Raw genomic sequence first — 13,512 nt, forward strand, 5'->3', positions numbered from 1 at the left:
ATTTAATTGTTATTAAATGCGTCGCAAAAGTCCTGCTTTTATAGAGTTAAAATGTTAAGTTAATGTTAAGTTTTAACACTAACTTAAGATATTGAAAACTACAAAAAAACCAAGCTTATACACAGAAATTAAAACAGTTATATATTAACAATTTTATTAACAATAAGAACAAAATAAATGAAGTTTATAAAAACAGGCAATTAAGAGGTTGACTAATAATTATCCAATAATTTTTTAGCTAATTCTTTTCCTAGTTCTACACCAAATTGGTCATAAGAAAAAATATTCCATAAAATTCCTTGAGTAAAAATTTTATGTTCATACAAAGAGACTAAAGCCCCTAAAGATTTAGGTGTGAGTTGATTAAACAAAATAGCGTTGCTTGGTCTATTGCCTTCAAAAACTTTAAAAGGTAAAAGTTGATTGACTTTATCTAAATCGCCAGCCGTCTTTAACTCTAAATGTACTTCTTCTTTTGTTTTACCAAAAGCCAAAGCATCCATCTGAGCATAATAGTTCGCCATTAATTTTTTATGATGATCTGTTAATCCATAAAGAGACGTTTCGTATCCAATAAAATCAGTAGGAATTAACTTAGTTCCTTGGTGTACTAATTGCATAAATGCATGTTGCATGTTTGTTCCTGTACTTCCCCAAACAATCGTTCCTGTTTGATAATCTACTTTATCACCATTTCTATCTACGCCTTTTCCATTACTTTCCATAATCGCTTGCTGTAAATACGCTGGTAGTTTTGATAAATATTGTGTGTAAGGTAGTATTGCTTCTGTTTCAGCTTCAAAAAAGTTATTGTACCAAACACTTAGTAATGCTAAAACAACCGGAATATTTTCATTAAAATCTGCAGTTTTAAAGTGAATATCCATTTCCTCAGCTCCGTCTAATAATTCTTTAAAATTATCAAACCCTACAGATAAACTAATTGATAGACCTACTGCCGACCATAATGAAAATCTTCCTCCTACCCAATTCCACATTGGGAAAATGTTATTTTTATCTATTCCGAAATTTTCAACCGCCTCTAAATTGGTTGAAACAGCCACAAAATGTTTTGCTACATCAAAAATCGATGCAGAACGTAAAAACCAGTCTTTAATCGTTTCTGCATTTGTAATCGTTTCTTGGGTTGTAAATGTTTTAGAAACTATGACAAAAAGTGTGGTTTCAGGATCAATTTTCTTTAAAATTTCTGAAACATGGTCTCCATCAATATTTGACACAAAATGCGTCGTAAGTTTATTCTTGTAAAACTGTAAAGCTTCAACAATCATATCGGGCCCTAAATCTGATCCTCCAATTCCAATATTAACTATATCTGTAATTGGTTTTCCTGTATACCCTTTCCATTTACCAGAGGTTACTTTATTTGAAAATGCTCTTATTTTTCGTAGCGCTGTTTGAATTTTAGGTTTGATATCTTTTCCATCAACCAAAACAGGTTCTTCAGAATTACTACGCAAAGCTGTATGCAAAACTGCTCTCTCTTCTGTGGCATTAATTATATCGCCTGAAAAATATTTGTTTATAGCATCTTTTAACTCAACTTCATTAGCTAAACTTACTAACAAACCCATCGTTTCTTGCGTGATTCTATTTTTAGAATAATCAATCTCTAAATCATTTAATTTTATCGAAAAATCTGATTTTCTATTATGATTTTCTGCAAACAACTCTTTAATTGTATAGTTTTTTGCTTCTTTATAATGATTCGTTAGTTCTTTCCAAGCTTCTGTTTGAGTTGGATTAATATTTTGTAAAGCCATAGGTTAGTTTTTAGCTATAATTTCTTCTTGAATTACACTTATAATAGGTAACGGAATACTATCTAATTGTTGTTTTAATGGTTGAATAAATTCAAAATACTTTGGCTTCAAATTATCTTCCATTGGTTTCGCAGATGGTAATTTTTCTCTAAAAGGATCTACTTGACGACCATTTTTCCAGAAACGATAACACACGTGTGGTCCACTAGTGTTCCCGGTCATTCCTACCCAACCTATAATATCTCCCTGTTGCACAAATTCACCAACACGAACCTTTCTTCGTTTCATATGTAAATACTGTGTTGAATACGTACCATTATGTCTCACCTTTACATAATTTCCATTTCCTCCTCTACGTGCAGATTCTACAACAGTACCGCTTGCCGTAGTCATAATTGGAGTACCCAATTTAGCTGCAAAATCGGTTCCTTTATGTGCCCTTACTCTTCCGTATAATGCTATTTTTCTTCTTAAATTGTATCTTGATGAAACTCTGTACTGAAACTTAATTGGCGATTTTAAAAATTGTCTTCGTAATAATCCTGCTTCATTATCATAATATTCAGGAATTTGTTTAATGCTATCAGCTACATATCTATAGGCATATAAATCTCTTCCATTATGATTAAAAACTGCGGCTTTAATTTTTCCGTAGCCAACTGAGACTGTATCATTGATAAATTTTTCTTCAAAAATTATTTTAAAAGTATCGTCTTTTTGTAATCTATAAAAATCGACCGTCCAAGCATAAATATCAGCAACTTCACTGGCTAAGCCTGGTCGTAACCCTAGTGTGTCGATTGCTTCAGAAAAATTATAAACAATTTTACCTGAAACTTCTCTCTCTTTAATTTTTATAGGCTTTTTATACGTATAAGCATTCACCAACGAATCTTTAAAATCTATAATGGTGGCATCCACTTTATTATGCTTGTAAATAAAAAACTGTGCTTTTTCTAAAGAATCTTTAGAGGCCAAAATCGTATAAGGTTTCCCTGCTCTTACTCGACGAACATCAAAAGTATCTTTTATGGTAGTTGCTATTTGATTAATTTTTGGATAGTCTACATGAAATCTATCCATAATAATTCCAAAACTTTCTCCATTTTTGATAGTATCATTAATTACAGTAAATTCATCAAAATTGAATCCGTATTTTATAGTAGGCTCTGGTTCTATTACCTCTACAATTTGCTCAACAGGAGGCTTTTCTTCTTCTTTACATGAAAAAAGGAGGCATAAAACGAAAAATGGGAGGAGATAAACTGGTTTCAACTAAAACTATTTTTTATTGTTGGCAAAAATACAAATAAATGAACTTTATTATAATACTTTAACAATATGTAACAGTTTCTTTTGTCTTTGATTAATCAAAAATTATTACAAACGGATTTGCTAGTCCTTTGTAAGCGTCTAATTCAGCTCTTAGAGACCCTACCGATAATGATGCTTTCACCATAACAGGAATTTTATTGTCATCCGCAGTAATCCAAATAGTAACACTTTCTTCAGCTTTAAAAACTCTACCTGCTTGTACAATGGGCCTAAATTTTTGGGTTTTTACTTTCCCGAATTTAGTTTTCAAAGTATCATACCCTAAAAAACGAAGTTTGAAAGGATATGATTTCTCATCAAAAAACATATCTACACTTATCTCTTCTCCTTTTTCCATTCCTTTTGTATCATAAGATCTTAAGAAATAAAAAGTAGAGATCATATCATGAACTCCGTTTACAGAGATAACCGTATCACTTTGTTTAATAAAATCTTGAACTGATGCTGTATTTTGTTCATGATTAAACTTGATATCCTTGTTCTTTTTATAACCACCTTCATCTATTTTTCTTTTGAAATAATAGGGTTTTATGGTATTTATATCAAAAAAACTTTCATAGGTGTCATCAACTTTAAAGAACCAACCAACTAAGTCAGAAGTCTGTCCTTTTCCTTTAGCATGTAATACTTTTTTACCACCGTAAGTAGTTTCTTTTAATTGAAGTACCGCAGTACCTGCTTTTAAAAAACCACTATAGCTCATTTCATATCGAAGCCACTCACCATCTTTAAAGGGAGTAATTTTTTCTTGACTCTTTGCTGTAAACGAAATTACAACTGCTATAATAAAAACTAATATCTTTCTCACAATTTCAAACTTAGGAAAAAAGGATGACAATTACCGTTCCAAAAAGTAAAAAGCTGTTTAAATTATTATTAAACAGCTTTTTGATGTTTTTTAAAATGTACCCCAATTTTTAATTTCTTCCTTACTCCATAAATATGGATAAAAAATTCTCTTCTGGTATTTGGGGTGTAAATATTTTCGCCAACTACTACCACCTGTAGCTTCTAATTCTTTTTCACTTCCACCTAAATATTTACCCGCAGCATTATAATGTGCCATTACCCATTTTACATTTACTGTATAATCGTAATGACGCATTGCTTTAATCAATTCTTCATTTTTTTGAACATCTTCTGGAAGTTGTAAGAATTTTTTTGAAAGATTACAATCATTATAATCTTCCATAAAATCGATAAAATCTCCCATGTATTTCTTCTCAAACAGTTTGATTAAAATTGACTTTTCTCCTGTTTGATGATTTACACCAGCGGCTTGCCAATACAAATGATCATAAGCGTTATTAAACGATGAATTTCTATCAATTGTATCTCTAAAACGAGCATCAATTAAATTAATAAGTTCTGTGGATGCGAACTCAATTTTACGATACTGTGCACTCTGGAATCCACTTGCTGGTGTTAATGTATTTCTAAATTTTAAATATTGCTCCACATCCATTCCTTCTGCCATGACTGAGAACGAGCTGCACAACATATCAAAATAACGACTAATGCGCATTAAGTGTTTCGAAAATTTTTCAGCAGTTATTTCTGATGATTTTGCAACCTGATCAATTTCCCATAATACCATTTTAAACAGCAACTCATTCACCTGATGATACATGATAAATACCATTTCATCTGGCTCAGTTGTTCTTGGTATTTGTAAACCTAAAAGTGCATCGGTTTGAATATAATCCCAATAGGTAATTGGTGTACTCCAAAGTAGCCCTTCTAACATTGCGTTTAACGGAACCCCTAGTTTCTCGTACTTCTCTTCAATGGCTTTTAGTATTTCTTCTTTGCTCATGTTTACTTTTTAGAATCAAAAAAAAACCAAGAAACAGACGTTCTTTGTCTTGACTCTTGGTTTTATATTTTCCATTTATATTATAAAGTTCCTCTACGTTGTTGTTCTCTTTCGATAGACTCAAATAAAGCTTTAAAGTTCCCTGCTCCAAATCCGCGAGCTCCCATACGTTGAATAATTTCAAAAAATAACGTTGGACGATCTTCAACCGGTTTAGTAAAGATTTGTAATAAGTATCCTTCTTCATCAGCATCTATCATAATAGACAATTCTTGAAGTTTAGAAATATCTTCTTTCATCATACTCATATGCTCACCTAAACGATCTGGAATCATATCGTAATACGATTGTGGTGGTGGTGGTAAAAACTCCACTCCATTGGCTTTTAACTGCGATACTGTTTTAATAATATCATCGGTTGCTACTGCAATATGTTGTACACCTTCACCTTCATAAAAATCTAAATATTCTTCAATTTGTGAACGTTTTGCTGCTTTTGCTGGCTCATTTATTGGAAACTTTATACGTCCGTTTCCATTACTCATTACTTTACTCATTAAAGCTGAATATTCGGTATGAATTTGCTTATCATCAAACGATAAAAAGTTTACGAATCCCATTACGTCTTCGTACCATTTTACCCATTTATCCATTTGTCCCCAACCAACATTACCAACCATGTGGTCGATATATTTTAACCCTGCTGATGGTGGATTGTAATCTGTTTTCCATTCTTGAAAACCTGGTAAAAATGTTCCGTTGTAATTTTTACGCTCTACAAACATGTGAACCGTTTCTCCATATGTGTAAATTCCTGCACGTACTACTTCGCCATGTTCGTCGGTTTCAACTGTTGGCTCCATAAACGGTTTTGCACCACGTTTTGTAGTTTCTTCAAATGCACTTCTTGCATCTTCTACCCAAAGTGCTACTACTTTTACACCGTCACCGTGCTTTACAATATGTTCATTAATTGGCGACTTACTATTTAATGGAGTCGTTAATACTAAACGGATTTTGTCTTGTTTTAAAACATAACTCACCGAATCTTTAGAACCGGTTTCTAATCCTTTATATGAGTGTGATTGGAATCCGAATGCTGTTTTATAAAAATGCGCTGCTTGTTTTGCGTTACCTACATAGAACTCTACATAATCTGTACCCAAAAGTGGAAGGAAATCTTGTGCTCCTTCAAATATTTTTTCTAAACTGTAGTTTACTGATTTTATTTCTTTACTCATTGTGTTTGTTTTTTTACTCTAACCAAGATTTATAATAATCCTCATCAGCAATTTTCATTGCTTCTTCTGTAACTTTTAACGGTTTAAAAGTATCTACCATTACCGCTAATTCTTCAGTTACTGTTTGTCCAATACTTCTTTCGGTTGCTCCTGGATGTGGACCATGTGGAATACCTGCTGGATGTAATGAAATATGACCTGCATCGATATCGTTTCTACTCATAAAATCTCCATCAACGTAATATAAAACTTCATCAGAGTCGATGTTACTATGATTATATGGCGCTGGAATTGAGTTTGGATGATAATCATACAAACGCGGTACAAAACTGCAAATTACAAATGCATTAGTTTCAAATGTTTGATGTACTGGTGGCGGTTGGTGAATTCTACCAGTAATTGGCTCAAAATCGTGAATAGAAAATGCATACGGAAAATTATACCCGTCATACCCCACAACATCAAAAGGATGCGAAGCATAAACCATTTCTATAATATCTCCTTGTTTTTTTACTTTGATTAAAAAGTCTCCTTTTTCATCATAAGTTTCTATCTCTTCTGGCCTTCTTAGATCACGCTCACAAAATGGAGAATGCTCTAATAATTGACCAAACCAGTTTCTATATCTTTTTGGTGTGTATACTGGTGAATATGATTCAACAATAAAAAGACGATTGTCTTCTGTATCGAAATCTAATTTGTATATAATTCCGCGAGGAATTACTAAATAATCTCCGTATTTAAAATCTAAATTCCCAAGATGTGTTCGTAATTTACCCGTTCCTTTATGAATGAAAATTACCTCATCTGCATCTGTGTTTTTATAAAAATAATCTTTGGTAGATTGTTTTGGTGCTGATAAAATAATATTACAATCGGAATTTGTTAGAACAACCTTTCTACTCTCTAAGTAATCGTTTTCTGGAAGTACTTGAAATCCTCTAAAACGATACGATTGAATATTGTTTTCTTTCGCAATTTTTGGTGCAATAGAATATTGCTTGCGAATTTCTTTGACCATAGTGGGTCTATGTTCGTGATATGAGTTGGTAGACATTCCGTCGAAACCAATAGTACCAAACAATTGTTCGTAATATAAACTACCGTCTTTTTTACGGAATTGTGTGTGTTTTTTAGGTGGTATTTTTCCTAATTTATGATAAAAAGGCATAGTATTTCTATTTGATGATTAAATAATATTAACTTATAAATACATCAAATTATCATTCAGGATTTCTCTTAATAAGAAATTTTAAGTGTGATAATAGGTCTAACCAAAACATAATAAATGGTTTATATGCTACTATACAAATATACAGAAAAGTACGCGGAGATTTTTAACTTTCAGGAGCTAATTCTACTTCCAATCCGTCTAGCTCAGGAGTTATTGGTATTTGACAACCTAAACGGCTGTTATCTTCCACATAAAAAGCTTCAGCTAACATAGCTTCTTCTTCCTCACCCATTTCTGGTAATTCATGATCTGACTTTACATAACATTGACACGAAGCGCACATCGCCATACCACCACAAATCCCAATGGTTCCTTCTGGAGCTAACTCGTACGAACGAACTACTTCCATTAGGTTCATTGCCATATCGGTGGGAGCTTGTATTTCGTGCAAAACACCTTCTCTATCTGTTATCTTTAGTGTGATATCTGGATTCATCTAATTTATTGACTTTATAACAGCTTTTGGTGCTTCTTTTCGGGTTCCGTCAAAACCATCTACACCACCTACAGTTGTATATTTCATCACATATTTTTTATCTGGGAAAATACGTTGAAACGCACTTTGACACATTAAAGTGGCTTCATGAAAACCACATAAAATCAATTTCAATTTACCTGGATAGGTGTTTACGTCTCCAATGGCATAAATTCCTGGAATATTCGTTTGATAATCAAGAGCATTATTTACTTTAATGGCATTTTTCTCAATTTCTAACCCCCAATCTGCTATGGGACCTAATTTTGGTGATAATCCGAAAAGAGGAATGAAATGATCTGTTTCTATAATGAACGGCTCTTCGTCTTTTTTATGAACTTCAACACCAGTAACTTTATCCCCTCCAACAATTCCTTTAACCTCTGCAGGAGTTATTAATGTTAGTTTTCCTTCGTCTTTTAACTCTTGAACTTTATCCACGGAATCTAAAGCACCACGGAATTCATTTCTTCTATGAATTAATGTTACAGAAGAAGCAACATCAGTTAAGAAAATTGACCAATCTAAAGCAGAATCTCCGCCACCAGAAATCACAACTTTTTTGTCGCGATACAACTCTGGATCTCGAATAATATATTCAACTCCTTTATCTTCAAAATCTGCTATATTAGGAATTGGTGGTTTCCGTGGCTCAAAGCTTCCTAATCCACCCGCAATTGCAACTACTGGTGCGTGGTGTTTTGTTCCTTTATTCGTCGTTACTATAAACGTTCCGTCTTCTTGTTTATCGATAGTATCTGCACGTTCACCCAACGTAAATCCTGGTTCAAATTGTTTAATTTGTTCCATTAATTTATCGGTTAAATCTCCTGCTAAAATCTCAGGATATGCTGGAATATCGTAAATCGGTTTTTTAGGATATATCTCTGAGCATTGACCTCCTTGTTGTGGTAATGCGTCTATTAAATGACAACGTAATTTTAATAAACCTGCTTCAAAAACAGTAAACAATCCTGTTGGGCCTGCGCCAATAATGAGTATGTCGGTTTTTATCATTTGATAAAATCTATTCTTTTAATTATTTTTTTACTATTCGTTTTTTACACTTTGAAAAAACAAACCAAAAAAAACACTTTTCCTTTATGATTTTTAAAAATCTATTCTTGGAAAAGTTTTTCAATGCCATGCATTGATTGTTTTATTTTATTCTATCTTCTTCACTATTTGCAGATAAAATCTGCGTTAGCGATTGAAGCGTTTGTATGAGCTCTTTTGTCTAAGCAAAAAGCGGCGAATACGGAAAGTGCAACCCACAGGGTACCCAAAATTAAAGTGTTATAAATTTGTAAAAGCTGACATTTATCAGTTACGCTACATTTATAACTTCTTCAATTTCTGGAGCATACTTTTTTATAGTTGCTTCAACACCGTTTTTAAGTGTCATTTGATTTACAGAACAACCACTACAAGCACCTTCTAATTGCACTTTTACAATATTATCTTCTATTGATAAAAGCTTAATATTTCCTCCGTCACTCAATAAAAAAGGACGGATTTCTTCTAAAGCTTTTTCTACGTTGTTTTGTGTTTCTTGAGCTTTCATTTTATTTTATTTTGTGCTACATCCACTCATTGTTGTAATGCGAACAACTTCTGTTGGTGGTAAATTAGCGTTACGTTTTAGTAGTTGAGAAACCATTTCTTTGGTAATATCCTCAAACGCTTTTTCTAAAGGAGTTCCTTTTTGTAAAGCTACTGGATGACCAACATCTCCTGCTTCTCTAATACTTTGCACTAATGGAATTTCTCCTAAGAATGCAGTATCAATATCTTCAGCTAAATTCTTCGCGCCATTTTGACCAAATATATAATATTTATTATCTGGTAATTCTGCCGGTGTAAAGTAAGCCATATTCTCTACAATTCCTAAAACAGGAACATTTATACTTTCTTGTTGAAACATTGCCACTCCTTTTTTAGCATCTGCCAAAGCAATGTTTTGTGGAGTACTAACAACAACTGCACCATTTATCGGCACCGCTTGCACTATTGATAAATGTACATCTCCCGTTCCTGGAGGCAAATCAATTAATAAGAAGTCTAACTCACCCCAATCTGCATCAAAAATTAATTGATTTAATGCTTTTGAAGCCATCGGTCCACGCCAAATTACCGCTTGATCTGGATTGGTAAAAAACCCTAGGGATAATAATTTTACTCCGTAATTTTCAACTGGTTTCATTTTAGACCTACCTTCAACTTTTACAGATAAAGGTCTTTCCTTTTCAACATCAAACATTAAATGTTGAGATGGCCCATATACATCCGCATCTAAAACCCCAACTTTGAATCCCATTTTTGCTAATGAAATTGCTGTATTAGACGTAATAGTAGATTTACCAACTCCTCCTTTACCAGATGCAATTGCAATAATGTTTTTAATATTCGGAATTTCCTTACCTCTAATTTGATTTGGATTTTCTTTAGTAGGAACTTCTACTTTCACATTCACTTTTACATCAATCTTTTGATCAACATGCTCGTGAATAGCTTTCATAATTTCTACCTCAACCTTTTTCTTCGCTTGTAAAGAAGGGTTGCCAATAACCACATCTACAATTACTTCGTTGCCAAATGCTACAACGTTTTTTATGTTTTCGTTTTCTACTAAACTTTTACCTTCTCCTGGTGCAGTTATCGTTTCTAACGCTTTGTATATATCTTGTTTTGTGAAACTCATGTAAGTTCTTACTTATATTTAATCTAAATTGCAAAGATACATTTTAGCCCTCAGATAATAAAAGGTTTGAATTGTGTTTATTTATAAAATGATAAAGGTTTGTTATGTTTGTTTTATCTTGTAGTCTCTTTACCTTATATTTTTCTTGAAATGGATTTAATTAATCAAATAAACACTTATACATACCCTATAGTTATCCCTCTTTTCATAGTACTTATTTTAATTGAAATATATCTTGGCTGGAAAGATCGTGAGCAAAATCACGAAGTAAAAGACACAATAACAAGCATAGCTACAGGATTGGTGTATTTTATCATATCGCTACTCACTAAATCTATCAAATTGTTATTGTTTCTCTACATCTACAATAATTTTAGATTATTCTCTATTGATTATTCCCTATGGACTTCTTGGGTTGTTCTTTTCTTTTTAGATGATTTCACTTTTTATTGGGGGCATCGTTTTGCGCATTCTGTTTCATTATATTGGGCAAGCCACGTGGTACATCATTCTTCTGAGCGATTTAATTTTTCAACTGCATTAAGAAAAACATGGACGTATGATGTAACTGGTCATTTTTTGTTTTGGATTTGGTTAGCAATTATTGGTTTTCATCCATTACATATTTTTGCAGTGAAAACCTTAAATTTTATTTACCAATATTGGATTCATACTGAAAAAATTAGAAAACTACCAAAACCTATTGAATTCATTTTCAACACACCCTCGCATCACAGAGTGCATCATGGGTCGGATTTAAAATACTTAGATAAAAATCATGCTGGTGTGCTCATTATTTGGGATCGGCTGTTCGGAACTTTTCAATCTGAAGAAGAAACTCCGAATTACGGATTAACTTCAAACATTAAATCTTTCAATCTTTTTAATGTAGAATTTCACGAATGGAAAAATTTATTTTCTCGAATTATAAAAAGTGGAAACTTTACTAACGGATTAAAATATTTATTTATGCCTCCAGGCTGGAGTCACGATAAAATTTCGTTAACCACAAAAGAGTTACGTGAAAAAATGAAGAAGGAAAGTATTTAGAGTAACTCTTTACTCGGGTCCCAAAACACCTTTTCAAAATCTTGAATTTGATTCTCGACAACCACAATTCCTTCGCTTTCTAACAATTGCTGCATAAGGTTTGTTCCGTCAAAATGATGCTTCCCTGTTAGTAAGCCTTTTCGGTTTACCACGCGATGTGCTGGCACATCCTTTCCTGAAGAATTATTCATGGCCCAACCTACCATTCTTGCAGATCGTGCTGCTCCTAAATAAGTTGCTATCGCCCCATAGCTAGTTACTCTTCCGTAAGGAATTAACTTTGCAACTTCATGAGCTTTTTCAAAAAAATTCGGATTAGAATCCATTGTATAAAACTACAATAATTTAATCAATGATACTATAGCCACCAATCCCGTAAGACTCGCTAAAACCAAATTTAAATATTTAGAAATTTTTGCAATTCTGCTTTTCATTTTTGAAGCTAAAATCACATAAGAACCAAAAATTAAATGAAATCCTAAGAGAACTCCAAAAACTAAAAGTGTAAAATCACTAATCTCCTTAAAAAAACCATTTTTTGAGGCGTAAAGTAAAAAAACACCATAAAAAAAAGGAATTGCAAACATATTTGCTGAAGCTAAAATTAAACCATATAAAAATGGTTTTTTAACATCGCTCTTTTGTGAAGTTTGTTTTTGTTCTTGATAAGATTTTCTAAAGAAATAAAATGAAAGCAAAAGAAAAATAGCTATGGAGAACTTTTGAATCATCGATAGTATTCCTGAAGACTCACTACTAATTCTCACCAAATAAATAGCTACTAAAGATTGTAAAACAGTTACCAGACTAACCGCTAAAACAAATTTAAATGCATGATTTTTATTATAATCTACACTTATTTTACTTGCTGTAATATTTAACATTCCTGGGGCTGCAAAACCAAAAAAAGAAGACAAAACCCCTAAACTTACTGCAGCTAACATGTTTTAATATTTTATTCTGAATTTAATAAACGTAATTGGTTTTCCTTGCTCTAAATATTGCTTTTCATAAAACGTTTGTGTACTTACCACCTCTTCTGGTGAATAATAATCTTTATACACATCGTGATTAGCATGTAAAATCTCATGTCCTTCACCATGTAGTAACCCTAGCGTATAACCATGCATAAATTCGCTATCGGTTTTAAGATTAACGACTCCGTCTTCTTTTAAAATAGTATGATACTTTTTTAAAAATTCAGAATTAGTCATTCTATGCTTTGTACGTTTGTATTTTATTTGAGGGTCTGGAAAGGTAATCCAAATTTCATCTACTTCGTTTTTAGCAAAAATAAAATCTACCAACTCTATTTGTGTACGAATAAAAGCAACATTGGTCATTTTGTTCTCTAACGCAGTTTTTGCACCACGCCAAAAACGCGCTCCTTTTATATCAATACCAATAAAATTTTTATCAGGATTTTTTTCTGCTAAAGCAACCGTATATTCACCTTTACCACATCCTAATTCTAAAACAATAGGATTGTCGTTTTTAAAAAAGGTATTCCATTTTCCTTTTAATGAAAAATTGTTAACAACCTCTTCTCTCGTAGGCTGAATTACGTTTGCGAACGTTTCGTTTTCTTTAAAACGTTTGAGTTTGTTTTTACTCCCCAATGTAGTATAGAATTAAGCTCTATCTTCTGTTCCTTCTTTTAAGAAACGATAAGATTCATTCATCCAGTAAGCTAACAATACTAAAAGAACTACTAAAAACAACCAGTTAATTGTATTGGTAGTCCACCAATTCTTAACCGTTAGTCTTAACCAATCGAAAGGCAAGAATAAAACCTTATCAAATAAATCTCCTATTAATCTAAAAATATTTAATGCTAACATAACTTGATTATCTTTACGCTTGCAAAAATATAAAA

At 32.4% G+C, this 13,512-nt stretch carries 15 protein-coding genes; 1 reads left to right on the top strand and 14 read right to left on the bottom strand.

Translation table 11 applies throughout. The annotated features are described in order from the left end of the window. Positions 1 to 212: 212 nt before the first annotated feature. From pgi to C7447_RS01495, 10 genes are all read right to left on the bottom strand, one after another. A complete protein-coding gene (gene pgi / locus C7447_RS01450) occupies positions 213 to 1,784 on the bottom strand; it encodes a glucose-6-phosphate isomerase (RefSeq protein ID WP_148868400.1) in 1,572 nt (523 codons plus the stop codon). 3 nt (positions 1,785 to 1,787) lie between these two features. Then, positions 1,788 to 3,059: a peptidoglycan DD-metalloendopeptidase family protein gene (locus C7447_RS01455; protein WP_148868401.1), complete on the bottom strand. Its 1,272-nt coding sequence runs from the start codon at positions 3,057 to 3,059 to the stop codon at positions 1,788 to 1,790. A 91-nt stretch (positions 3,060 to 3,150) separates the two neighbouring features. Continuing rightward, positions 3,151 to 3,927 (bottom strand): DUF3108 domain-containing protein, encoded by a 777-nt coding sequence (locus tag C7447_RS01460; protein WP_148868402.1) that lies wholly within the window; start codon positions 3,925 to 3,927, stop codon positions 3,151 to 3,153. A gap of 90 nt (positions 3,928 to 4,017) precedes the next feature. Then, complete coding sequence (locus tag C7447_RS01465; protein WP_148868403.1) at positions 4,018 to 4,935, bottom strand: tryptophan 2,3-dioxygenase family protein; 918 nt, start codon at positions 4,933 to 4,935, stop codon at positions 4,018 to 4,020. An 80-nt stretch (positions 4,936 to 5,015) separates the two neighbouring features. Further along, positions 5,016 to 6,176: a 4-hydroxyphenylpyruvate dioxygenase gene (hppD, locus tag C7447_RS01470; RefSeq protein ID WP_148868404.1), complete on the bottom strand. Its 1,161-nt coding sequence runs from the start codon at positions 6,174 to 6,176 to the stop codon at positions 5,016 to 5,018. Between the two features lie 13 nt (positions 6,177 to 6,189). Then, entirely contained in the window at positions 6,190 to 7,347 is a 1,158-nt protein-coding gene (locus tag C7447_RS01475; RefSeq protein ID WP_148868405.1) for a homogentisate 1,2-dioxygenase, read from the bottom strand. A 166-nt stretch (positions 7,348 to 7,513) separates the two neighbouring features. Continuing rightward, positions 7,514 to 7,846 (bottom strand): 2Fe-2S iron-sulfur cluster-binding family protein, encoded by a 333-nt coding sequence (locus C7447_RS01480; RefSeq protein ID WP_148868406.1) that lies wholly within the window; start codon positions 7,844 to 7,846, stop codon positions 7,514 to 7,516. Further along, positions 7,847 to 8,902, bottom strand: a complete 1,056-nt coding sequence (locus C7447_RS01485; protein ID WP_148868407.1) for an NAD(P)/FAD-dependent oxidoreductase — start codon at positions 8,900 to 8,902, stop codon at positions 7,847 to 7,849. Positions 8,903 to 9,212: 310 nt separating this feature from the next. Beyond that, positions 9,213 to 9,449 carry a NifU family protein gene (locus C7447_RS01490; protein ID WP_148868408.1) on the bottom strand — a complete coding sequence of 79 codons (237 nt, stop codon included), beginning with the start codon at positions 9,447 to 9,449 and terminating at the stop codon, positions 9,213 to 9,215. A 6-nt stretch (positions 9,450 to 9,455) separates the two neighbouring features. Continuing rightward, the gene (locus tag C7447_RS01495) at positions 9,456 to 10,586 is read right to left on the bottom strand and encodes an Mrp/NBP35 family ATP-binding protein (RefSeq protein WP_148868409.1); all 1,131 of its coding nucleotides are present in this window, start codon (positions 10,584 to 10,586) and stop codon (positions 9,456 to 9,458) included. Positions 10,587 to 10,736: 150 nt separating this feature from the next. Between C7447_RS01495 and C7447_RS01500 the strand changes: the two genes are divergently transcribed. Further along, complete coding sequence (locus C7447_RS01500; RefSeq protein ID WP_148868410.1) at positions 10,737 to 11,636, top strand: sterol desaturase family protein; 900 nt, start codon at positions 10,737 to 10,739, stop codon at positions 11,634 to 11,636. Here the strand turns inward: C7447_RS01500 and C7447_RS01505 are convergent. The 4 genes from C7447_RS01505 to C7447_RS01520 are packed head-to-tail and all read right to left on the bottom strand — an operon-like array spanning position 11,633 to position 13,477. After that, the gene (locus C7447_RS01505) at positions 11,633 to 11,962 is read right to left on the bottom strand and encodes an MGMT family protein (RefSeq protein ID WP_148868411.1); all 330 of its coding nucleotides are present in this window, start codon (positions 11,960 to 11,962) and stop codon (positions 11,633 to 11,635) included. The genes C7447_RS01500 and C7447_RS01505 overlap by 4 nt on opposite strands. 9 nt (positions 11,963 to 11,971) lie before the next feature. After that, positions 11,972 to 12,580 (bottom strand): LysE family transporter, encoded by a 609-nt coding sequence (locus C7447_RS01510; protein ID WP_148868412.1) that lies wholly within the window; start codon positions 12,578 to 12,580, stop codon positions 11,972 to 11,974. A gap of 3 nt (positions 12,581 to 12,583) precedes the next feature. Continuing rightward, positions 12,584 to 13,255: a tRNA (guanosine(46)-N7)-methyltransferase TrmB gene (gene trmB, locus C7447_RS01515; RefSeq protein WP_148868413.1), complete on the bottom strand. Its 672-nt coding sequence runs from the start codon at positions 13,253 to 13,255 to the stop codon at positions 12,584 to 12,586. A gap of 12 nt (positions 13,256 to 13,267) precedes the next feature. Beyond that, positions 13,268 to 13,477 (bottom strand): DUF6341 family protein, encoded by a 210-nt coding sequence (locus C7447_RS01520; RefSeq protein WP_148868414.1) that lies wholly within the window; start codon positions 13,475 to 13,477, stop codon positions 13,268 to 13,270. Between the last annotated feature and the right edge of the window lie 35 nt (positions 13,478 to 13,512).

The sequence above is a fragment of the Tenacibaculum adriaticum genome, assembly GCF_008124875.1.
In the GTDB taxonomy this organism is placed as follows: Bacteria; Bacteroidota; Bacteroidia; order Flavobacteriales; family Flavobacteriaceae; genus Polaribacter; species Polaribacter adriaticus.

Bases quoted from the DNA above. Each gene is read 5' to 3' on its own strand.
- pgi (WP_148868400.1), bottom strand. From the start codon at position 1,784: ATGGCTTTACAAAATATTAATCCAACTCAAACAGAAGCTTGGAAAGAA.
- C7447_RS01465 (WP_148868403.1), bottom strand. From the start codon at position 4,935: ATGAGCAAAGAAGAAATACTAAAAGCCATTGAAGAGAAGTACGAGAAA.
- hppD (WP_148868404.1), bottom strand. From the start codon at position 6,176: ATGAGTAAAGAAATAAAATCAGTAAACTACAGTTTAGAAAAAATATTT.
- C7447_RS01475 (WP_148868405.1), bottom strand. From the start codon at position 7,347: ATGCCTTTTTATCATAAATTAGGAAAAATACCACCTAAAAAACACACA.
- C7447_RS01480 (WP_148868406.1), bottom strand. From the start codon at position 7,846: ATGAATCCAGATATCACACTAAAGATAACAGATAGAGAAGGTGTTTTG.
- C7447_RS01485 (WP_148868407.1), bottom strand. From the start codon at position 8,902: ATGATAAAAACCGACATACTCATTATTGGCGCAGGCCCAACAGGATTG.
- C7447_RS01490 (WP_148868408.1), bottom strand. From the start codon at position 9,449: ATGAAAGCTCAAGAAACACAAAACAACGTAGAAAAAGCTTTAGAAGAA.
- C7447_RS01495 (WP_148868409.1), bottom strand. From the start codon at position 10,586: ATGAGTTTCACAAAACAAGATATATACAAAGCGTTAGAAACGATAACT.
- C7447_RS01500 (WP_148868410.1), top strand. From the start codon at position 10,737: ATGGATTTAATTAATCAAATAAACACTTATACATACCCTATAGTTATC.
- C7447_RS01505 (WP_148868411.1), bottom strand. From the start codon at position 11,962: ATGGATTCTAATCCGAATTTTTTTGAAAAAGCTCATGAAGTTGCAAAG.
- C7447_RS01510 (WP_148868412.1), bottom strand. From the start codon at position 12,580: ATGTTAGCTGCAGTAAGTTTAGGGGTTTTGTCTTCTTTTTTTGGTTTT.
- C7447_RS01520 (WP_148868414.1), bottom strand. From the start codon at position 13,477: ATGTTAGCATTAAATATTTTTAGATTAATAGGAGATTTATTTGATAAG.